The organism is Kocuria sp. KKT182, assembly GCF_055635395.1.
Window position 1 is genome coordinate 734,910 of record NZ_CM145757.1, and the last position, 20,185, is coordinate 755,094.

General features: G+C 73.3%; 23 protein-coding genes. 12 read left to right on the top strand and 11 right to left on the bottom strand.

Going from position 1 to position 20,185, the window contains the following annotated elements:
• Nucleotides 1-121: 121 nt before the first annotated feature.
• Nucleotides 122-424, top strand: a complete 303-nt coding sequence (locus ACZ2G1_RS03270; protein WP_017832256.1) for a hypothetical protein — start codon at nucleotides 122-124, stop codon at nucleotides 422-424.
• 76 nt (nucleotides 425-500) lie between these two features.
• Here ACZ2G1_RS03270 and ACZ2G1_RS03275 read toward each other — a convergent pair whose 3' ends face one another.
• Nucleotides 501-1,295 (bottom strand): hypothetical protein, encoded by a 795-nt coding sequence (locus ACZ2G1_RS03275; RefSeq protein WP_272026769.1) that lies wholly within the window; start codon nucleotides 1,293-1,295, stop codon nucleotides 501-503.
• A gap of 36 nt (nucleotides 1,296-1,331) precedes the next feature.
• Here ACZ2G1_RS03275 and ACZ2G1_RS03280 point away from each other — a divergent pair, with 36 nt between their 5' ends.
• Nucleotides 1,332-1,724 carry a VOC family protein gene (locus ACZ2G1_RS03280; protein ID WP_126346298.1) on the top strand — a complete coding sequence of 131 codons (393 nt, stop codon included), beginning with the start codon at nucleotides 1,332-1,334 and terminating at the stop codon, nucleotides 1,722-1,724.
• A gap of 262 nt (nucleotides 1,725-1,986) precedes the next feature.
• Nucleotides 1,987-2,529 carry a hypothetical protein gene (locus tag ACZ2G1_RS03285; RefSeq protein WP_109222669.1) on the top strand — a complete coding sequence of 181 codons (543 nt, stop codon included), beginning with the start codon at nucleotides 1,987-1,989 and terminating at the stop codon, nucleotides 2,527-2,529.
• A 37-nt stretch (nucleotides 2,530-2,566) separates the two neighbouring features.
• Here ACZ2G1_RS03285 and ACZ2G1_RS03290 read toward each other — a convergent pair whose 3' ends face one another.
• The 4 genes from ACZ2G1_RS03290 to ACZ2G1_RS03305 all read right to left on the bottom strand — a co-directional run bounded on the left by ACZ2G1_RS03290 (nucleotide 2,567) and on the right by ACZ2G1_RS03305 (nucleotide 7,533).
• Entirely contained in the window at nucleotides 2,567-4,099 is a 1,533-nt protein-coding gene (locus ACZ2G1_RS03290; protein ID WP_232035299.1) for an amino acid permease, read from the bottom strand.
• Between the two features lie 42 nt (nucleotides 4,100-4,141).
• The gene (locus ACZ2G1_RS03295; RefSeq protein WP_017832251.1) at nucleotides 4,142-5,545 is read right to left on the bottom strand and encodes an aspartate ammonia-lyase; all 1,404 of its coding nucleotides are present in this window, start codon (nucleotides 5,543-5,545) and stop codon (nucleotides 4,142-4,144) included.
• Between the two features lie 109 nt (nucleotides 5,546-5,654).
• Nucleotides 5,655-6,653, bottom strand: a complete 999-nt coding sequence (locus ACZ2G1_RS03300; RefSeq protein WP_470377478.1) for an asparaginase — start codon at nucleotides 6,651-6,653, stop codon at nucleotides 5,655-5,657.
• Between the two features lie 184 nt (nucleotides 6,654-6,837).
• Complete coding sequence (locus tag ACZ2G1_RS03305; protein ID WP_126350182.1) at nucleotides 6,838-7,533, bottom strand: FadR/GntR family transcriptional regulator; 696 nt, start codon at nucleotides 7,531-7,533, stop codon at nucleotides 6,838-6,840.
• Nucleotides 7,534-7,773: 240 nt separating this feature from the next.
• Between ACZ2G1_RS03305 and ACZ2G1_RS03310 the strand changes: the two genes are divergently transcribed.
• From ACZ2G1_RS03310 to ACZ2G1_RS03330, 5 genes are all read left to right on the top strand, one after another.
• On the top strand, nucleotides 7,774-8,469 hold the full coding sequence (locus ACZ2G1_RS03310) for a VldE C-terminal domain-containing protein (RefSeq protein ID WP_232035298.1): 696 nt from the start codon (nucleotides 7,774-7,776) through the stop codon (nucleotides 8,467-8,469).
• A 209-nt stretch (nucleotides 8,470-8,678) separates the two neighbouring features.
• Nucleotides 8,679-9,170 (top strand): beta-class carbonic anhydrase, encoded by a 492-nt coding sequence (locus ACZ2G1_RS03315; RefSeq protein ID WP_109222673.1) that lies wholly within the window; start codon nucleotides 8,679-8,681, stop codon nucleotides 9,168-9,170.
• A 294-nt stretch (nucleotides 9,171-9,464) separates the two neighbouring features.
• Nucleotides 9,465-9,794 (top strand): hypothetical protein, encoded by a 330-nt coding sequence (locus ACZ2G1_RS03320; protein ID WP_035928593.1) that lies wholly within the window; start codon nucleotides 9,465-9,467, stop codon nucleotides 9,792-9,794.
• Between the two features lie 82 nt (nucleotides 9,795-9,876).
• Nucleotides 9,877-10,452 carry a dihydrofolate reductase family protein gene (locus ACZ2G1_RS03325; protein ID WP_035928595.1) on the top strand — a complete coding sequence of 192 codons (576 nt, stop codon included), beginning with the start codon at nucleotides 9,877-9,879 and terminating at the stop codon, nucleotides 10,450-10,452.
• Nucleotides 10,453-10,459: 7 nt separating this feature from the next.
• Nucleotides 10,460-10,846, top strand: coding sequence for an MmcQ/YjbR family DNA-binding protein (locus tag ACZ2G1_RS03330; RefSeq protein WP_031282371.1), 387 nt, complete (start codon nucleotides 10,460-10,462; stop codon nucleotides 10,844-10,846).
• Between the two features lie 74 nt (nucleotides 10,847-10,920).
• Here ACZ2G1_RS03330 and ACZ2G1_RS03335 read toward each other — a convergent pair whose 3' ends face one another.
• Nucleotides 10,921-11,841, bottom strand: a complete 921-nt coding sequence (locus ACZ2G1_RS03335; protein WP_035928597.1) for a LysR family transcriptional regulator — start codon at nucleotides 11,839-11,841, stop codon at nucleotides 10,921-10,923.
• Nucleotides 11,842-11,953: 112 nt separating this feature from the next.
• Here ACZ2G1_RS03335 and ACZ2G1_RS03340 point away from each other — a divergent pair, with 112 nt between their 5' ends.
• Nucleotides 11,954-12,646, top strand: coding sequence for a LysE family translocator (locus ACZ2G1_RS03340; protein WP_470377479.1), 693 nt, complete (start codon nucleotides 11,954-11,956; stop codon nucleotides 12,644-12,646).
• Between the two features lie 238 nt (nucleotides 12,647-12,884).
• Nucleotides 12,885-15,413, top strand: coding sequence for a PEP/pyruvate-binding domain-containing protein (locus tag ACZ2G1_RS03345; RefSeq protein ID WP_470377480.1), 2,529 nt, complete (start codon nucleotides 12,885-12,887; stop codon nucleotides 15,411-15,413).
• Between the two features lie 122 nt (nucleotides 15,414-15,535).
• Here the strand turns inward: ACZ2G1_RS03345 and ACZ2G1_RS03350 are convergent, their stop codons facing one another.
• Nucleotides 15,536-15,973: a VOC family protein gene (locus ACZ2G1_RS03350; protein WP_115163568.1), complete on the bottom strand. Its 438-nt coding sequence runs from the start codon at nucleotides 15,971-15,973 to the stop codon at nucleotides 15,536-15,538.
• Between the two features lie 135 nt (nucleotides 15,974-16,108).
• Nucleotides 16,109-16,393: a hypothetical protein gene (locus ACZ2G1_RS03355; protein ID WP_470377481.1), complete on the bottom strand. Its 285-nt coding sequence runs from the start codon at nucleotides 16,391-16,393 to the stop codon at nucleotides 16,109-16,111.
• A 357-nt stretch (nucleotides 16,394-16,750) separates the two neighbouring features.
• On the opposite strand from ACZ2G1_RS03355, the gene ACZ2G1_RS03360 reads away from it, so the two are divergent.
• Together ACZ2G1_RS03360 and ACZ2G1_RS03365 are read left to right on the top strand one after the other, a co-directional pair.
• Nucleotides 16,751-17,752 carry a hypothetical protein gene (locus ACZ2G1_RS03360; protein WP_470377482.1) on the top strand — a complete coding sequence of 334 codons (1,002 nt, stop codon included), beginning with the start codon at nucleotides 16,751-16,753 and terminating at the stop codon, nucleotides 17,750-17,752.
• Nucleotides 17,749-18,108 carry a PadR family transcriptional regulator gene (locus ACZ2G1_RS03365; protein WP_035928611.1) on the top strand — a complete coding sequence of 120 codons (360 nt, stop codon included), beginning with the start codon at nucleotides 17,749-17,751 and terminating at the stop codon, nucleotides 18,106-18,108. Before ACZ2G1_RS03360 ends, ACZ2G1_RS03365 begins: the two co-directional genes overlap by 4 nt.
• A 120-nt stretch (nucleotides 18,109-18,228) precedes the next feature.
• Here the strand turns inward: ACZ2G1_RS03365 and ACZ2G1_RS03370 are convergent, their stop codons facing one another.
• The 3 genes from ACZ2G1_RS03370 to ACZ2G1_RS03380 all read right to left on the bottom strand — a co-directional run bounded on the left by ACZ2G1_RS03370 (nucleotide 18,229) and on the right by ACZ2G1_RS03380 (nucleotide 20,123).
• On the bottom strand, nucleotides 18,229-18,534 hold the full coding sequence (locus tag ACZ2G1_RS03370) for a hypothetical protein (protein ID WP_017832234.1): 306 nt from the start codon (nucleotides 18,532-18,534) through the stop codon (nucleotides 18,229-18,231).
• 69 nt (nucleotides 18,535-18,603) lie between these two features.
• The gene (locus ACZ2G1_RS03375; RefSeq protein ID WP_470377483.1) at nucleotides 18,604-19,503 is read right to left on the bottom strand and encodes a dihydrodipicolinate synthase family protein; all 900 of its coding nucleotides are present in this window, start codon (nucleotides 19,501-19,503) and stop codon (nucleotides 18,604-18,606) included.
• Between the two features lie 71 nt (nucleotides 19,504-19,574).
• Nucleotides 19,575-20,123 carry a B3/B4 domain-containing protein gene (locus ACZ2G1_RS03380; protein ID WP_426119464.1) on the bottom strand — a complete coding sequence of 183 codons (549 nt, stop codon included), beginning with the start codon at nucleotides 20,121-20,123 and terminating at the stop codon, nucleotides 19,575-19,577.
• Nucleotides 20,124-20,185: the final 62 nt, after the last annotated feature.

Here is a 20,185-nt window from a genome sequence, read left to right on the forward strand (position 1 = left end):
CCGGGGGCGGGCGGTCCGCGCGTCCCTCCAGGCCGCAGGGGGGACGGGCGACGACGACGCACGACACGGTGTCGCCGCGGGGTGCTGTGGACGGGCGGCGCACCGGCCGTAGGGTCGGACCATGAACGCCGCCGGCCCCGCCGCCCCTCCGTCCGTCCCGCCTCGCCGGATGCCGCCCTGGTGGGTGGTCCTGGCGTGTCTCGGCGGTCTCCTGGTGCTGGGCGGGGCACTGCTGGTGCTGCTCCACCCGGCGGAGGCGTCGTTCGGGTGGTTCGCGGACGCCCCGCCGGGCGACGCGGCGTTCCCGGCCATGACCCTGGTGACCCCGGAGGCCACGGCGGGGTGGGCCGGTGTGGTGGCCGGGCTCGTCCTGTGGGCCTTCTGCGCCGGCTGGCTCGTGGGCCGGCGCGCCTCGCGGCGGTGACCGGAGGGTCGAGGACCTCGGCCGCGCCGTGCCCTCAGGTCAGGCCCGGTCCACGAGGTCCTCGACGGCGGCCGCCTCAAGCAGGGCGGCCCGGCTGCTCCGGTCCCTGCGGCGGAGGGTCCAGCGGTGCGTCGACGGCGTGGAGCTCGTTGCTGAGGCCGGTGCCGTCGAGGCCGTCCAGCGGGGTGATGTCCACGACGATGCCCGTCTGCACGTCGAGGTGCACGCGGTAGACCGTGGCGAGGTCGCCGCTGGTGAGGGTCGGGTCCTCACGGCCGTACTCGTGGATCCGGCTGGCGGCACTGTCCAGCAGAGGGCAGCACCCGCACCGCGGGGTGTAGCCGTTCTCCCGGTCCTCGGCGGCCCCGAGCAGCGGCCGGCAGGCGGCCGACCAGGTGAGGCGGCCCCGCAGTGTCGTGGCGACGACCTCGCCGACGTCCACTCCCCGGCTCAGCTCGGCGGGGTCGAGCATGGCCGTCCACCGGTAGTCCTGCCACATCGGATCACCGTGGTCGAAGTGCCAGTCCTCCGGGCGCCGGGCGACCAGACCGTCCGGGCGCAGCACCACCTCCGGCTCCGGCGACGGCGGTGACGGAACGGCGCACGTGTCGTCGTCGTCGCAGGTCATCAGGCTCACCGCCGCACCGTAGGGGGGCCCTTCGGCGACCTCGACGCCCCCGGGCGAGCGGACGACCACACGGCCGAGGCGCCGGTCGAGCCAGGCCTCGACCGGTTCGCCGTCCGGAGTGCTCCCGGCGTCCCGCTGCCGCCGGTGGGTGAAGTGCACGGTGGTGAACCGCCACGGCGAGCTGCGCGCCAGTGCGCGGAAGTCGTCGGCCGTGGGGACCTCGGGCAGGGAGTCACCGCTCATGCGACCGAGTAGAGCACATCCCGGTACTGTCGGACCATGACCGGGCAGGAGCTGTTCCCCATCATCAACTGTGCGGATCTGGTCGGCACCGGGGCCTTCTACGAAGAGGTGTTCCACGCCGTGCAGACGTACCGGTTCCCCGGGACGGGAGAGCCGGTCTTCCTCGTCCTGCGGGTGGGAGACGGTCAGCTGGGCCTGGGCGTCGGCACCACGGCGGCGCTGTACGGTGACACGCCGCTTCCCGCTACCGGCCACGCGGTGGACCTGTGCGTCTACGTCGAGGACCTTCCGGCCGTCCTCGACGCCGCCCGCCGGGCCGGTGCGGCCGTGCCTGTCGATGCGGAGGCCATGCCGTGGGGCGAGACCGTCGCCTACGTCCGTGATCCCGAGGGCACGATGCTGCTGGTCGTCCAGTCCGGTGCGGGCTGAAGCGCCCCGGGCTCCTGCCCACGGGCCGGCCCCGGGTCCGGAGAACACCACCGACGAGTCCGCAGAGGAGGCAACGCCAGTGGATCGCGACGTCGACCCGGTTCCCCCGGAGGGGTCGGGCCCTTCCCCGCACGTGCGCGCGGAGCCTTCCTCGAGGGCCCCTGCCGCGCCCCGGCCCGCTGCCGGAGCCGACGCGCAGCGGCGGGAGGTCAAGGCCGCCCTGGCCCGGCGGACAGCTCCGCTGTGGCCGGTCCACGCGGCAGTGCGGCCGACGACGACGGCGCCGACCCGGCGTGACCGGCAGCAGGTGCTCCGGCGGGCCGGACTGGAGCTGCAGCACCACGCGCTGGTGCTGCGCCGGATCACCACCGCCTACGCCGTGGCCGTGGCCGGGCCGCACTTCGAGGCCGGGTGGACCGTCGCCGACGTCCTGCACGCCCTGGACTGGACCCCGCAGGGCGTGCGCTACACCCACGACTCGGTGACCGGGATCGAGAACCCAGGCGCCTGGTTCGCCGCCCGCCTGCGCACCTGGACCCACCAGGACGGCACCCCGATGCGCTCTCCGGACCAGCGCGCCGCGGCGGAGGCCGAGCAGCGCCGCGCCGAGGCGGTGGCGGCCGCCCGACGCCACGCCTCCCCTCGGCCCCGGCAGCAGACCGCCGGGACGGACACCGGGGCCGCGGAGCCGGCCGTCGAGCCGCCGGGGACGACGGACCCGGATCGGCGGCCCTTCCGGGTGCGCTGGGCCGCCCAGATCGCCGCAGGCCGGGCGGAGGCGAGCCGGGGGGCCGGACGTCCGTGAGCCGGGGGCGCGGATGCCGCGCCCCCGGGGCGGGGTCCTACCGGACGGGCGGCCCCGTCTCCTCGGAGGCCGCCGGGGCGGTCCGGGCGACGGCGGCGTGGGCCGCGGCGATCTCGTGCACCCGGTCCCGGCACCGGTACCAGCCGAGGACCAGCAGCGGCACGAGCAGCAGCAGGGAGGCGACGGTCCAGGTCCCGATCGGGGAGTCGAAGGCCATCAGCACGACGACGGTCACGAGGAACGCCAGGGTCAGCCAGCCGGTGAAGGGCGCGCCGGGGAGCCGGAAGCCGGGGCGCTCCGCCCTGCCCTGCCGGGACCAGGAGACGAGCCGGAGGTGGCAGAGCATGATCATCGCCCAGGCGCTGATGATGCCGACCGAGGCGAGGTTCAGCACGATCTCGAAGGCCTGGGCCGGCACGAGGGCGTTGAGCACCACGCCCAGCACGGCCACCGCCGCCGTCAGCACGATGCCGCCGTACGGGACGCCGGCCCGGTTCATCCGTCCCGCGAAGCGGGGGGCCGATCCGGCCAGGGACATCGAGCGGAGGATCCGGCCCGTGGAGTAGAGCCCGGCGTTGAGCGAGGACAGGGCCGCGGTGAGCACCACGAGGTTCATCACGGTGTCCATGCCGGCCACGCCGATGGAGCCGAAGAACGTCACGAACGGGCTCTCCCCGGCCTTGTAGGCGGTGTAGGGCAGGAGCAGGGACAGCAGGGTCAGCGACCCGACGTAGAAGACCGCGATGCGCACGATCACCGTGTTCACGGCGCGCGGCATGACCTTCTCGGGGTGCTCCGTCTCACCGGCCGCGGTGCCGATCAGCTCGATGGACGCGTAGGCGAAGACCACGCCCTGGATCACGACGACCGCCGGCAGCAGACCGTTGGGCAGGAGCCCGCCGTTCTGGCCGATGAGGGACAGGCCCACCTCCTGGCCGTCGGCCGGGGTGCCGAAGAGCACGAGCCAGATCCCGACCACCAGGAAGGCGGAGAGCGCGGCCACCTTGATGAGGGCGAACCAGAACTCGAGCTCGCCGAAGACCTTGACCGAGACGAGGTTCAGCCCAAGGACGAGCAGCAGGGCGGCCAGGGCGTACTGCCACTGGGGGACGTCCCCGATGGGAGCCCAGTACCGGGCGAAGAACTTCATGTACAGCGCCACGGCGGTGATGTCCACGATCGCGGTCATGGCCCAGTTGAGCCAGTACAGCCAGCCGGTGAAGAACGCCGCCTTCTCGCCGTAGAACTCCCGGGCGTAGGAGACGAAGGAGCCCGAGGACGGGCGGCGCACGACGAGCTCGCCCAGGGCGCGCAGGATGAGGAACGCGAAGAAGCCGCAGACCGCGTAGACGAGCACAAGGGCGGGCCCGGCGCTGGCCAGCCGCCCGCCGGCGCCCATGAACAGGCCGGTGCCGATGGCGCCGCCGATCGCGATCATCTGGATCTGCCGGGGCTTGAGCCCCTTGTGGTAGCCCTCGTCCTCCGCGTGGAGCACGTCGAGGGCGGCGGTCGGCGGCTGGGCCGGGGTGGCGTGGCGCCGGTCCGGGTGGTGGACGGACACAGGGGGCATGGCTCGGTCTCCTGGGTGGTGGCGGAAGAGCTCGTGGACGGGTCAGACGGTGAGGTTGGCGAGGCGCTCCGGGCGCAGGATGCGGCCCAGCTCCTCGGCGGTCAGCAGACCGCGCTCGCGCACCAGCTCCGCGACGCCGGCGCCCGTGACCAGGGCCTCCTGGGCGATCGCGGTGGCCGTGGCATAGCCCAGGTGAGGGTTCAGCGCGGTCACCAGGCCGATGGAGTGCTCCACCGACGCGCGCAGGTGCTCCTCGTTGGCGGTGATGCCGCGCACGCAGCGCTCCGTGAGCGTGGTGCAGGCCGCCCGGAGGTGGGCGACGCTCTTGTGCAGGCTGTGGACGATGATCGGCTCGAAGGCGTTGAGCTGCAGCTGTCCGCTCTCGGCGGCCATGGTGATCGTGACGTCGTTGCCGATGACCTCGTAGGCGACCTGGCTGACGACCTCCGGGATCACCGGGTTGATCTTGCCCGGCATGATCGAGGAGCCGGACTGCACGGCGGGCAGGGTGATCTCGCCCAGCCCCGCCCGGGGCCCGGAGGAGAGCAGCCGCAGGTCGTTGCAGATCTTGGACAGCTTCACGGCCACCCGCTTGAGCACCCCGGACAGGTGCACGAAGGACCCGACGTCCTGGGTGGCCTCCACGAGGTCGACGGCGGTGACCAGCGGCAGGCCGGTCACGGCGGCCAGGTGGCGGCAGGCCGCGGCGGCGTAGCCGTCCGGGGCGTTGAGCCCGGTGCCGATCGCCGTCGCCCCGAGGTTGATCTCGTGGACCAGCAGGCTCGCCTCGGCGAGGCGCTGGCGGTCCTCCCGGATCATCACGGCGTAGGTGCCGAACTCCTGGCCCAGGGTCATGGGCACGGCGTCCTGCAGCTGGGTGCGGCCCATCTTCACGACGGTGCGGAACTCGCGGGCCTTCGCCGCGAAGGCGTCCTCCAGCACCTCCAGGGCCGCGAGCAGCTCCTGCACGCCGGTGATCGTGGCGATCTTCACAGCCGTGGGGTACGCGTCGTTGGTGGACTGCGACAGGTTGACGTGGTCGTTGGGGTGCAGCCGGGAGTACTCCCCCTTCCCGGCGCCCAGCAGCTCCAGGGCCCGGTTGGCGATCACCTCGTTGGCGTTCATGTTGGAGGAGGTGCCGGCGCCGCCCTGGATCACGTCCACGCGGAACTGCTCGTGGAGGCGCCCGTCCAGGATCTCCTGGCAGGCCGCCACGACGGCGTCGGCCCGGGCGGTGTCGAGCAGCCCGAGCTCGTGGTTGGCGCGGGCGGCGGCGAGCTTCACGGCCGCCAGGCCCCGCACCAGGTGGGCGTGGCCGCCCAGGGGCAGGCCGGTGATGGGGAAGTTCTCCACGGCGCGCAGGGTCTGCACGCCCCAGTAGGCGTCGGCGGGGACCTGGCGGTCGCCGAGCAGGTCGTGCTCGGTGCGGAAGGCGGGAGCGGTCATGGTTCTCTCGGTTCTCTCGGGTGTCACGGGGTGGTGGACGGCAGCAAGACGGTGGGTCAGCGGGACGACGGGCGGTCTCTCTCGGAGCGGAGGGACAGCGGGCAGCGGCTCAGCGGGCGGCGGCGAGGGCGACGGCGTGCAGCGACCCCACGGTGCGGCCCCCGCCGAGCACGGGGACCCGGTCCAGGCCGGCGAGCGCTGCGGGGTCCACCGCGAGCCGCTGCAGGGCCTGCACGGTCACCGGCATCCGGGCGCGGTCGGCGCCGTCGGCGATCTTCACGGCCAGACCGCGCCCGTCCGGCAGGCCCACGAGCTGCAGGCCCTCGAAGCCGTCCTTGGCCAGCAGACCGGGGACCCCGCGCATGAGCTCCGTGACGTCGCGGCCCTCGCCGGCCACCTGCTCGGGGTGCCCGGTCATGGCGGACGCGACCCAGGCCTCGGGCGTGCCCGGGGCGGCGGAGGCCAGCCGGGCGAAGGCGGTGGCCATGCCCCGGAGGGTGACGGCGTGCAGGGGGGTGCCGCAGCCGTCGGTGCTGCCGGGCCCCAGCGGTTCGCCGGTCAGCTCCGTCACGACCTCGGCGATCAGCAGCTGCAGCGGGTGGCCGGGGTCGGTGTAGCCGGCCACGGGCCAGCCGTTGACCCGGCAGGTGGCGACCATGGCGGCGTGCTTGCCGGAGCAGTTCTGGGCCAGGCGGGTGGGCCCTTCGCCGGCGCGCAGGGCGGCGGCCCGTTCGGCGGGTCCGTACGGCAGGTCGGGCACGTTCTCCAGGGCGGTCTCGTCCGCGCCGTGGCCGGCGAGGATGCGGCGCGCGCCGTCCCGGTGCCGGGGCGCCCCGGAGTGGCTGGCCGCGGCCAGGGCCAGCAGGGGCCCGGGCAGCTCGAGGCCGGCGCGGAGCATGGCCACCGCCTGCAGCGGCTTGAGGGAGGAGCGGGGGTAGAAGAGGGCCAGGGGGTCTCCGGCCTCGAACAGGATCCGCCCGGCGGCGTCCGTGGCCACGAGCGAGCCGTGGTGCACGCTCTCGACAACGCCGTCGCGGACCTGTTCGGCGACGGGCACGTGCTGCGGGCGGGCGGTGGACAGAGGTGCCTCGAGGGCTGCGGTGGTCATGCTGGGTCCTTGCTGGAGGTGATCGGTGCGAGCGGGGGCGCGCGCCGGAGGGAGGCGCCGGAGGGCGCCCCGCGCGGAACGGAGGGCAGGGTCGAGGGCAGGACGACGGACGAGCAGGGCGAGGACCGCGCCTGCTCGAGCGGAGGCCGGGGAGGCCGGAACAGCGGCCGGGACGGCCGGCGGGCTACTCGCCGGTGATGGCGCCGAGGGCGCCGCGCACGGCCGCGAGGTGGTCCTGCATGGCCGCTTCCGCCTCGTCGGCCGCGCCGTCGCGGATCGCGTGGAAGATGCGCAGGTGCTCCTCGTCCGAGCGCTTCTGGCGGGCCGCCACCACGTTGAGGGTCTCGGACTGGTGGAAGAGCGCCTCGCGGATGTCGGCGATGACCTTCTCGAACACCCGGTTGTGGCTGATCCGGGCGACGGCGGCGTGGAAGCTGGTGTCCAGCTCGACCCAGGCCTGGGGGTCGTCCTCGGCCGCCATCGCCGCCACGACGTCCTGCAGGAAGCGCACGTCCTCCTCGGTGCGGCGGCGCGCGGCGAGACCGGCCGCGGGGACCTCGATGTGCGGCCGGGCCTCGTGCAGGTCCCGGGCCGAGTACGCGCCCAGGGCCAGGTCCTCGGCCACCCGCTGGGAGACGACGAACGTCCCCTTGCCGGTGCGGCTGACGGTCAGACCCAGCGCCGCGCAGGAGCGCAGCGCCTCGCGGATCACGGACCGGCTCACGCCGTACCCCTGGGCCAGCGCAGCCTCCGAGGGCAGCTTCTCCCCCACGGCGAGGCGCCCCTCCCGGATCTGCGCGAGCAGGTCCTTGAAGACGGCCTCCGCCGCACTGAAGCGCTCCACCGGCTGTCCGGCTGTCCGGCTGTCTGACAGGTTCATGTGGTCCAGCATGATACGGATCACACCGGGCTGTCAAGGGGCCACGAGCCGGTTTCCTGCACGTCTCGTGCAGGTTCTCGCCAGGTCCGCCTGCTGTGCTGGAGCCGGCATCCCCACACCCCGAGCGGAAGCAGGTGCATCATCGCCGCCAGAACCACCAGAACCGCCGGCACCGCGCACCGGGACCGGGACCGGAGCCGCCCCCTGCGCTCGCTCCTCGCACTGCTTCTCGTGCTCGGGATGCTGGCGGGAGCACTGGTGCTCCTCGGGCCCGGCCTGATCAGCGGCCTGCGCACCGGAGACGGCGGGCTGACCTGGGGTGCCGAGTGCGTCGTCGAGACCGCGGACGGAGCGGTCGGGCTCGACCGCGAGGAGGCGAAGCGGGCCACGACCGCGGTGGCGCTCGCCGCCCGCGGGGTGGAGGCCCCGGACACCTCCGGCCTCGACCCGGCGGTGCTGCGGCGCCTGGCCGACGGACCACCCGAGGACGCCGGCGCGAGCCTGAGCTGCCGGGGCTCAGCGGCCGACGACCTGCCGCAGCAGCAGCTGACCGCAACCGGCCTGACCCCGCGCGCCGAGCGGGTGCGCGCAGCGATGACCGAGGTGTTCGGAGAGCAGAGTCTGGGCGGGTTCGCCCCCGGCGGCGTCGGCCAGGGGCACGGCGAGGAGTCGACGCACTACGACGGCCGCGCCGTCGACGTCTTCTTCCGCCCCGTGACCGAGGAGAACCGGCGCGAGGGGTGGCTGCTGGCCCACTGGCTGGTCGCGCACGCCGAGGACCTGGACGTCCAGTACGTCATCTTCGACGACCGCTTCTGGAGCGCGCACAGCTCGCGGGGGCGGTGGCGGGACTACGACGCGCCCGAGCCCGGCAACGAGATCCTGCGCCACCTCGACCACGTGCACGTGGACGTGCTGCGGGGCGGTCCGGAGTGAGGAGCCGGTCGCAGCGCCGGGCCCCGGAACCGGCCTCCGCGTCGCGAACGATGACCACGGGAGGGGTGTGCACGGGCGACGCCCGGTCCTAGGGTGAGGAGCGGACCGGGCGGCTCCGGACGGGTCGGACCGCAGCGCCCGGGGACACCGGGGACCGAAGCCGGCCCCCGGGACGCGGTCCGCCGCACCCGTCGAGGAAAGGACCCGCCATGAGCGCCACCGACGACCTCCTGCACCACGCCGAGGCCTACGCCGCCGCCTTCACCAAGGGCGATCTGCCCATGCCCCCGGCCCTGCCGGTGGCCGTGGTGGCCTGCATGGACGCCCGGCTCAACCCCTACGGACTGCTGGGGCTGAGCGAGGGCGACGCCCACGTCATCCGCAACGCGGGCGGGGTGATCACCGACGACGAGATCCGGTCCCTGGTCATCAGCCAGCGACTGCTGGGCACCCGGGAGATCATCCTCATCCACCACACCGACTGCGGCATGCTCACCTTCACCGACGACGCCTTCACGGCACAGATCGAGGCCGACACCGGGATGCGCCCGCCGTGGTCACCGGAGTCCTTCACCGATCCCGACGACGACGTCCGCCGGTCCATGGCGCGGATCACCGAGAACCCCTTCGTCCCGCACCGGGACAGCGTGCGGGGCTTCGTCTACGACGTCACCGACGGCTCCCTCCGCGAAGTCCGCTGACTCCTGCACCGTCCTCCCACCCCGAGGGCCCCGCCACCCGGAGCGGGCGGAGGGACCCTGTTCGGGGTCCGGCGATCAGTGGGCGACCGTGACGCGGCGGCGGGAGATCGCCGGGCCAGGGCGCGACACGCGGGAGCGGCTGATCTCGCAGAAGCCGCAGCCCAGAGCTCCGCGACGCGGCGGACCCGGGCCCGCGGGGCTGCTTTCCGCCTCCGGGGACGGCCGGTTCCCCACAGGGGACGGCGTCGTGGGCTATGAATGGAACGACCACGGACGGACCCCCAGGAGGACACGGTGACGAAGCACGACGACTCCCAGCCCATCACCTCTGTCATCAACACGGGTGAGCTGATGCGGCAGCTGGCGCAGAAGGAGGCCGACCACCGACGCCGGGTCCAGGCCTGGACCGCCGACGGCGTCGAGGAGCTGACGGACACGGCGGAGCTGCTCGACATCGCCCTGCACCACAGCGACGTCGACGTGGCGGCTGCCGCGCTCGGCAGCGACCACCTGAGCGCCGCCGACCGTCGCCACGCGGCCGACAACGCCGCCGACCCGCACGTGCGTGCTGCCGCGCGGGCGGAGGCGTCCCGCCGCGGCGAGGACCGGGACGGGCACGGCTGACGACCCGCCGCTGGACGCACGACGGACCTCGGATCCGCTGCCCCTCTTGTGCCCGGGCAGCTCCGGCGGGTTGAGTGGGGGCATGGGGAAAGTGATCTACTCCGTCGCCTCCTCGCTGGACGGCTACAACTCGGACGAGCAGGGCAGCTTCTCCTGGGCCGTGCCCGACGAGGCCGTCGTCGCCGCCCTGACCACGGACCTGGCACCGGTCAGCACCTATCTCTACGGGCGGCGCATGTACGAGACCATGGCCGTCTGGGAGACCGACCCGTCCGCGGCGACGTGGTCCCCGGAGTCGGCGCGCTTCGCGGAGACCTGGAAGCGCGCCGAGAAGATCGTCTTCTCCTCCTCCCTCGGCCGGACCTGGACCGAGCGCACCCGGCTCGAGCGGGAGTTCACCGCCGCGGCTCTCGAGCGCGCGAGGTCCGAGGCGTCCGGCGACCTCACGATCGAGGGCCCGACCCTGGCCGGCAGCGCCCTGCGGCTGGGGCTGGTCGACGTGGTCGAGCTCCTGCTGTGCCCGGTCGCGGTGGGCGGCGGCACCCCGGTCTTCCCCGACGGGCTGTCCCTGGAGCTGCGCCTCCTCCGGGAGCGCCGCTTCGACAACGGCATGGTCCAGGTCGGCTACGAGGTCCGCCACCCCCGGTCCCGCGGATAGCAGCGGCGTGGACGGGACGAGACTTCAGCAGATCGCCATGGAGGCGGCCGCCGGACTGCCGGCCGTGACGCACACCTGCCCCTTCGGCCCGGACCACGAGGTGTTCAAGGTCGTGGGCAAGATCTTCCTGATGACCACGGAAGCACCCGGGAAGCCGATCGTGACGCTCAAGTGCGAGCCCCCGCACGCGATGGCGCTGCGCCAGGAGTTCCCCACGATCACCCCCGGCTACCACATGAACAAGCAGCACTGGATCTCCCTCGCCGCCGGCCCGGGGATCACCCCGGACCTCGTCGAGGAGCTGGTGCTGAACGCCTACGAGCTCGTCGTCGAAGGACTCCCCCGGGCCAAGCGCCCGGTGCTGCGCCACACGCGCACCGGAGCACAGCCCTGAGCGGGCGTCCTGCCGTCCGCGTCCGGCGTCGGGGGCGCGATGCGAGCACGGGGTCCGTCCGAGCGGTCGCGGAGTCAGTGCTCGTCCGGTGGTGCCGGGCGGCTCCGTCGAGCGGCTTCGCGCAGCGCCGTCAGGGCCGTGTGGATCAGCCGCGCCCGGGTGGGGTGGGTGCGGGTGTGGGCGACGATGCGCCGGTGCACGGCCGGGTCGACCAGCGGCCTCGAGGTGAGAGCCGCCGGCAGCCCGGCGAGCGCGATCCGGGGCAGCACCGTGATGCCCAGCCCGGCCGCGGCGAGGCTGGTGGCCGCATGGTGGTCGTCGAGACGGGCGACGTAGTGCGGGGTGTAGCCGGCGGCGTGACAGGCGCGGGTGATGATGCGCCCGGTGGGGCCGTCGTGGATGTCGTGGTCGATCCAGGGCTCGTCGCGCAGCTGGGCCATCGTCACCGCGGGGCGTGCGGCCAGCGGGTGGTCGACCGGCAGCACCACGCAGAAGTCCTCCTCGTGCAGGGCATGGCGCTGGTATCCCTCCAGGTGGACGAGGGGCCCGTCGAGGGACTCGTTGCGCACGTCGACGTCGGGGGCCCGGCGGCCTCCGGTGGAGTGCAGCTCGTTGATGCTGATTTCCACCACCACGTCCGGGGACCGAGCGCGCAGGGCGAGCACCACCCCGGGCATCCAGGCCTGGGCCAGGGACGCGAAGCAGGCGACGGCGATCTGCTCGGCCCGGCCCTGCCGCAGATCCTCCACGGTGCGCTCGAGGCGTTCCAGGCTGCTGAGGGTCTCCGCGCTGGCCTCGCACAGGTGCCGGGCGGCCGGGGTGGCCTCGATGCCCCGGCCGCTCTTCTCGAACAGCACCAGCCCGGTCTGCCGGGCCAGGGCGCGGAGGTGCTGGCTGACGGTGGCCGGGGCCAGGTGGAGGTTCCGGGCGGCGGCGTGGATCGAGCCGGCGGCGATGACCGCGCGCAGGATGGTGAGCCGGTGCGGATCGAGCATGCCCCGATCGTACGCTTTCACCTGCCAATGCCACGGAAATCATTGCTGGTGCTGAAGGGTGACGCGGTGGCACGGTAGAGGTCTGCGGACCACTGACCGACAAGGAGCTGCCGTGGACACCTCGAGCTATCTGGCCCTGCTGGGCGTGGCCGTGGTCCTGGCCCTCACCCCGGGACCCGACACCGTCCTGACCCTGGGCTACGCCCTGCGGCAGCGCCGGGCCGGGATGCTGGCCGCCGCCGGGTCCGCGGTGGGGGTCTTCGCCTGGGCGGGGCTGGTCGCGGTGGGCGTGGCCGCCTTCCTGGACAGCTCCCCGGCCGCCTTCCAGGCTCTGCGGATCCTCGGGGGCGCCTACCTGTTCTACCTGGGCTACCGGGCGATCACCGCCCACGCTCCCGCCCCGGCCGCCGCCGTGCCGATGACCGTCGGCCTGGCACGGACCGCGGGGTCGACCGTCACCGCCGCCCCGGACCGCCGGGAGCCCTCCGAGCCGAGGGCGCGATCGGCGTTCGCCGCAGGGCTGGTGTGCTGCCTCACCAACCCGAAGACCGGGCTGTTCTTCCTGGCCCTGCTGCCCCAGTTCACCCCGCCCGGGGCCGGGGCGCTGTTCGTCGTGGTGGTGATGGGCGGGACGGTGGCGGCCACCATCGGGGTCTACCTGCTCCTCGTGGCCCTGGCCGCCCACACCGCCGGCACCTGGCTCAACCGTCCCACCGTGGCCCGCAGGATCGAGCTCACCTCCGGGGCGGTCTTCGTGGCGCTGGGGCTGACGACCACCGTCCCCGTGCTCGTCTCCTGGATCTGAGCGGGCTCCCCGCGCGGCCGACCGGAACGACCCCCGCGGACGGACCGGCCACGCCGGGGGAACCGGTCCGTGTCGACCACCGGCACCGCCGCGCCGTCACGCCAGTGCCTCACGGCACGGGGAGGTTGACCCGCCGATCGGCGGGCCGGATCATCGGCTGTGAACGGGCCACCGGACGCCCCATGGCGCTGCCCGTTGCGCACCTCCCGCCGGCCCCGGGGCACCAGAGAGGCATCCCATGGACGTGATCGACCTGGCCCACATCACCTCGGCGACCACCGCGCTCGTCGGGGGCAAGGCTGTCGGTCTCGGAGCCCTCCTGTCCGCCGGCGAGCGCGTGCCGGACGGGTTCTGCCTGACCACCGAGGCCTACCGCTCGGGCGCCGTCCCCGAGCGGGCGGTGCTGACGGCCTACGAGCACCTCGGCGGTGGTCCCGTCGCCGTCCGCTCCAGCGCCACGGCCGAGGACCTGCCGGACGCAAGCTTCGCGGGCCAGCAGGACACCGTCCTCGACGTCGAGGGCGGGGACGCACTGCTCGAGGCCGTCCGGCAGTGCTGGGACTCCGTGCACAGCGAGCGCGCCGTCGCCTACCGGGCCGGTCAGGGGCTGGAGACCGGCGACCTCGCGATGGCCGTCGTCGTGCAGCGCATGATCACCCCGGCGGCCGCCGGGGTGATGTTCACGGCCAACCCGCTGACCGGCACCCGCACGGAGACCGTCATCGACGCGGTCCCGGGGCTGGGCACCGGAGTCGTGGACGGCACCATGGACACCGACCACTACGTCCTGCCCGGCCAGGGTCCGCTCCCCGGGACACAGGAGCACGGCTGCCTCTCCCCCGACCAGCTCCGCGAGCTCCAGGCGACCGGGCAGCGGGTGCAGCGCGCCCTCGGCAGCCCGCAGGACATCGAGTTCGCCTACGACGCCGAGGGCACGCTCTGGCTGCTGCAGTCCCGGCCCATCACCACGCTCTTCCCGCTCCCGGCCGGGACCGACCCGGTGCAGGGCGACCCACGGGTCTACATGGAGGTCGGCCACATGCAGGGCCTGCGGCGCCCGGTCACCCCCATGGGCGTGTCCGTGCTGCGGGAGACGACCCGCCGCTGGCTGCAGATCATCGGCGTCGACGACGCCGTGGTGGATCCGTTCCTCGTCGAGATCGGCGGCCGGCTGTTCATGGACCTCACCGGCCTCGTCCGCAGCCCGCGCCTGCACTCCCGCGTCCCCGAGATGGTGCAGGTCTACGGTCCGGCCGTGGCGCGGGGCGTGCGGCGCGTCCTGGACGACCCCCGCTACGCGCCCCGTCCCGGTCAGCGCGTGTTCTCCGCCGGTGCGACCGCGCGGCTTCTCCTGGCCACCGTGCCCGCCTCGCTGCTCGGCGCACTGCGGGCCCTGGCCCGGCCCGCCGCCGCCCGCGAGCGCGCGTTCCACGAACTCGAACAGGTTCGCCGGCAGCCCCGGTCCGAGCCGGCGGACACAGCGGACCGGATCCGTTCCGCCGCCGGCCTGCAGGACACGACGATGACCGGACCGATGATGCGCTCCCTGCCGCCCCTGTGGGCAGCGCTCATCGCCCAGGGGGTGGCCGGCTGGCTGCTGGACGGCATCCTGCAGCCCGGCGACCTCAACGCGACCCTGCGCGGGATGCCCCACAACGTCACCACCCAGATGGACCTGAAGCTCTGGTCCGTGGCCGAGGCCGCCCGCCCGCACCGCGATCTGCTGGTCGGCGCTGCCCCGGACGAGCTCGCCGCGCGCTTCTCGCGCGGCGAGCTGCCCGAGTTCGGCGTGACGGCCTTCCTGGCGGAGTACGGGATCCGCGGCAGCGCCGAGATCGACGTCGGCTCCCCCCGGTGGGCCGACGACCCCACTCCCGTGTTCGCCGCCCTGGCCGGGTACCTGCAGGTGACCGACCCGGACCAGGCCCCGCCGGCCCGGTTCGCCCGCGCCGCCGTCGAGGCCGAGGCAGCCCTGTCCGACCTCGTCGCCCGCGCCAGGCGCGCCCGGCCGCTGCGGGCCCGCCTCGCCGGGTTCATGCTGCGCCGCAGCCGGGAGCTGGCCGGCCTGCGCGAGCTGCCGAAGTTCCTCTGGCTGACCCCGCTGGCCGAGGTGCGCCGGCAGCTGCTGGCCGCGGGGGCCGAGCTCACCGGGCGCGGCCTGCTGGAGCAGCCGGAGGACATCATGTTCCTCACCCTGGACGAGGCCCTCGACGCCTCGCACGGCGCGGACCTGCGCGCGGTGGTGACCGGTCGGCGCAGGGAGCACCACCGCGAGGCCCGACGGCGGCAGGTCCCCGGCCTGCTGCTGTCCGACGGCACGAACCCCCAGGCCCTGCCCGACGCCACCGCGCCCGAGCACGGGCCGGACGTGCTGGTCGGCCAGCCGGCGGCCACCGGGATCGTGACCGGGCCGGTGCGGATCGTCCACCACCCGTCGGAGGCGAGGCTGCAGCCCGGTGACATCCTCGTCGCCCCGACCACGGACCCGGGCTGGACCCCGCTGTTCCTGACCCTCGGCGGACTCATCACGGAGACCGGCTCCACGATCGCCCACGGCCCGACCGTGGCCCGCGAGTACGGCATCCCGGCCGTCATCTGCGTGCCCGACGCCACCACCCTGCTGACCGAGGGCCAGGTGGTCACCATCGACGGCGCCACGGGTCTGATCCGGATGCACGGCACGGCCGGCGGTGCGCAGCGACCGGACGACCCGGACGCTCGAGCACACCGGGCCGGGCGACCGGGCCCGGCCGCACCCGGAGAATAGGCGCATGTCAGGACGGTTCGCGCAGGTGCCCGGCATCGAGGACCCCTCGATCGGCCCCCTCGAGGAAGCCGGCTGGGAACTGCAGGGCGAGAACCTCTGGCAACGTCCGGATCGACCCGTCGTCAGTGGCTGTGCAGTTCCTCGGCGAGCATCACGATGATGCCGCTGGGGCCGCGGACATAGGCGAGCTTGTAGGCGTCCCCGTAGGTCCCTACCCCGCGCAGGGGGTGACAGCCGTGCCTCGCAGCGATCTCGAGGGCGTCGTCGATGTCGTCGACGGAGAAGGCGACGCGGTGCATCCCGATCTCGTGGGGCCGGGTGGGCTGTGTCTCGATCGCCTCCGGGTGGATGTACTCGAAGAGCTCGAGGCGACCGCTGCCGTCCGGGGTCTGGAGCATGGCGATGTTGACGTGGTTGCCGTCGAGGCCGACGGCGGTGTCCGCCCACTCCCCGCTGACCGTGTCCCGGCCCAGGACGGTCAGTCCGAGGTCGGTGAAGAAGGCGATCGCCGCGTCGAGGTCACGGACGGCGATACCGACGTTCTCGAACTTGATGGACATGTGGTGCATCGTACCGAGCCGCGGCAATCCGGTCCTGCCGACGCGTCTTCATGTTCCGAAGGACGGACCCTCAACGGCGACTGCCGTGCAGCACCCGTCGGGAACCCGAGCTGCGGATCGCCATCGTGCTCATGGTCAGGGCCCGTAGACCAGTCCGACGACGAAGATCGCCACCGGAACGCAGAGCAGACCGAAGGCGACAGCCACAGCCCCCAGAATCTCCTTCTGCGCGCGGAATCCGGCAATGCCACCCACCAGTCCACTGACCGGGGGCAGCGCGAACGTCCACAGCGGCTTGGCCACTCCCGTGCCCTGCCAATCGAGGAGCATCAGCGTCAGCGCGGTGGAGACCGGGAAAGACGCCCAGGCGATCGTCGCCAGGATGCGCTTCCGCTTCTCAGGAACCGGGGCCTTCACCAAGAGTTGTCCCTCCTCTGCTCCACCGAGGGTGGAGTATTCGATGGAATCGGTGCGTGGCCCTCAGGACGGCATGGGCCCGCAGGAGTGCCGTGCGTCCGCAGCGGCATCCAGATGGCCGATCCCTGTATCCGGGGGTACAAGGCCGCCCCAGAGATGTCCAAATGGCGGGCGACCTGGGTGGCCGGCTCCCCGTCCCTAGATTAACTGTGGGGCGCTCCGGAACCGGGAGTCGGTGGAGATCGGGCGCACTGCCTGCCACAGACCCATCTGCCACACCCGACCGGCAGGACGTTGCCAACACCGCCGCGTCGTGCTTATCTGTAGATACGTTTTTGACCTAGATACAAGGTGGCCAGCATGGATGCGGATCAGTGGTCGGCGCAGGACCGGGGATGGGCTACGCGCTACCTAACGGTGATGACGGGCAAGCACGTCCCGGAGTCCTCGCTCGAGGAACGTGAGCACGAGCTGCTCGACGCGGTCCGGGTGGCCCAGGTCTCTGCTGCCGAGCTCTTCGGTGATCCCACGGCACTGGCCACGGAAGATGCCGCTGAACTTGCGACAGTCGAGGAAGAGGTACGAACTTCCCTCGGCGCAGGGCTGCGGCCGGTACTGCAGGAGATCGGCGGCAGGCTGACGGGCATCAGCGCTGTCGCGGCGCTGCTCATGGTCCTGCGCCACGGGTGGTCCATCGACGTCGACATCACCCATGTGCTCGTCGCCGCCAGTGTGCTCCTGGCCTTCCTCGGGTGGGTGGTGCTTCGAGCTCTATTCGTTGCCGGCCGAGCGGGGGTGACGATCAGCGTCTCTGTCGTCCTCGGCGCGGTCGTCGTCGCGGGAATCGCCTTCGCGGCAAACCTGGGATCCGAGCACTACGCGGCACGCGATGTCCCCGTGGCACTGCTGGCCTCGGCGATGCTCACCCCCGGGGTGGTCCTGCTGGCGGTCTCCCAGCGGATGCCGCAACAGGTGCTTCGCCAGGAATGGAACGACGAGCAGTGGCTGCGTCGCTTCACCAGCGGGCTGCGCACCCGCCTGGTGCCCTCCAGATCCGTTCGGGACCACGTCACCGAGATCGAGCAGGCCCTGGAGCTGTCCGGCACCTCGGCCTACGCCGAGTTCGGGCACCCGCTGGTGCTGGCGCGCGATCTGGCCGCGACCCATCGGATCGCTCGGACACGGCGCTGGTGGGTCCTCACACTCGCCGGCACGCTCACACCCCTGGTCATCGCCGCCCTCATCGTCACCGCCCACAGCTGGGGGGCGCTGACGATCCCGGTCGCGCTGGCGTTCGTGCTGTCCGCGGCCGTGGTGCTGGGCACCGCTTGGGGCGACCGACCCTGGAGGGCGAGGCAATGACCCTCCCCGCGTGGCAGCGCGCATCCCTGCCGATGCTCCTCCTCCGTGTGCTCGCGGTGGCACCGCGGCACGGGTACGGGATCTCCCAGGCGCTCGTCTCGGCAGGACTTCAACCCATCAAGGGAGCTCAGCTCTATCCCGCCCTCGGACGGCTCGAAGACGATGGTGCGATCACCGCACGGTGGGAGCAGAGCGGACCGGGCCCCGCGCGGAAGGTCTACGCACTGACCACCGCAGGACTCGAACAGCTCCACGAACTGAACGACCAGTGGGAGGCCTTCATGACCGCGGTCGAAACCCTCGGCCGCCCCGACCCAGCCGCTACTGCCGATCAAGCACCCCCGGCCAAGACATAGCCACGCCAACGCCTGGGCCCATACCGGAACGAAACCTCAACGGTGACGTCGTTCTCGCGGGCAGTGACCGGTAGCGGGCCACAGGTGAATCGGAGGGGACGGCCTGAGCTGTGGCCTGATTCAGATCGGGCGGGATCGATCGACGATGCTGGCAACGGCGGCGGCAGCGAGGACGGCGAGGGCGCTCCTGAGGCGGTCCGCCGCCCCGCGCAGCGGGCCGCACCTGAGGACCAGGCGCAGTGTCCGGGCCGGGATGGCGAGGACCTTGCGCCCGTCGCGGGCGGTGTCCAGGCGCCGGGCGATGAACGGTCCGAGCAGGTGGGAAGCGGTGACCGAGGCCCACAGTCCCGCCACCCATCCGGACAGTCCGCCGCCCCGGGCCACGAGCACGATGGCGTCCGCCGCTCCCCCGTCGGTGCTGCGCACCGGGGTCGCGGCGAAGACATGTCGCGCCAGTGCTGCGCCCCGGCGATCCGCCCTGCGGAGCTCCTGATGTCAGCGGTGATGGTCGAGTCCGAGGTCGCCGACCACCCGGGCCACCCGATCGCGCTGCCCCTCGTCGAGGCCCTGCAGGGGCAGCGGAAGACAGGCCCTGGGAGCCAGGCCCAGCTGCTCGGCGCACGCGGCCACGACCCGCAGGCTCCCGAACTCGGCGAACAGCTCCCACAGCGGTGCCAGCCGGTCGGAGGCTGCCGCGGCCTCCTCGGCCCGTCCGTCCAGGGCGGCCCGGGCGATGCGCAGGGCCGGGGCCGGCAGGGTGCCGGCGAGGACCGAGTACCAGGCGTCGCAGCCGGCGGTCAGTCCGGCGGCGGCCGTGGCGTCCCCGGAGATGCCGATGCTCACGTGGGCCGGGAGCACCGCGCGGATCTCGCGCGCCCGCGCCCGGGCCTGCTGGGGGTCGGCGGGCACGCCGGGGATCTTGAGGGAGGCGATACCGGGCAGCTGCCCGATGCGGCCGTAGAGCTCGGTGGTGAAGGTGACGTGGGTGGTGCCCGGGTTGTCGTAGACGATCACCGGCACCGAGGAGTGCGCGGTGACGGTGTCGAAGAGCCCGACCACGTCGTCGTCGGTCAGCGGCTGATAGCTCATCGGAGCCAGCAGCACCGCGGCGGCTCCGGCCTGCTGGGCGTGCTCGAGGTGGGTGAGGACGTGGGAGGTGCGCAGGGCACCGATGCCGACGAACACCGGGACGTCCCCGGCGTGCTCGACGGCCAGGTGGGCGACACGGCGTCGTTCCTCGGTGCTGAGGTAGGCGTAGGAGCCGGTGGAGCCCAGGGCGGTGATGGAGTCCACCTGCGCCGCCGCCAGCCGTCGGATCAGGCCCACGTAAGCGGACTCGTCCACCGCATCGTCGGCCAGGGGGGTGAGGGGGAAGGCTCTCAAACCGGTGAACATGGTGCTGTCTCCTTCGGTGGAACGGATGGTGGATCGCGGCGGCACCGCCGTGGGGGAAGGGCGACGAAGGGTCATGACGGGTCCCCTGGGGTGTGCTGGTCGCCGGCAGTGAACAGGCGGCGGGCGCTCCGCACGTCGGGGCCGAGATCGGCCAGGCGGGTGGCGAGGTCCTCGGCGGCGTGCAGGGCCTCGTCCGTCATGGGCGCCAGCGCGTCGAGGATGAACAGGGCCGTGGTGGTCTCCGCTGTCAGTGCGGTGCGCCGGCCCTGGCGCCAGTTCCAGCGGCGGCAGGTCACCCCGGACTGGTCGCACCACACCAGCTCGCCGGGTTCGGGGTGCTCGATCACCGGTTCACCGCCGGCCACCGTGTCGAAGGGCTCTTGGCCGGTGGCGCGTACCAGTCGCGGCGCTCCGTGGTAGCCGGCCAGGTCCTCCCCGCCGAGTGGGATCTGGTGCAGGACCGAGACCGCGTTGTAGAGATCGGTCAGCCGGTTCACCCGCGGCAGCCCGGAGGCCGCTCGGCGCGTCAGGGCCTCCAGGCTGTTGCGCGTGCGCTGCGGTTTCGCCCCGAACGCCCGGTAGGCCTCCCGCCACGCGGCCACGTGCGGAAGCTGGTCCACCGGCCGGTCGGCCAGGGCACGGGCGGTGGCGGCCTCGGCTTCCTGGAGCAGCGCCTCACCGG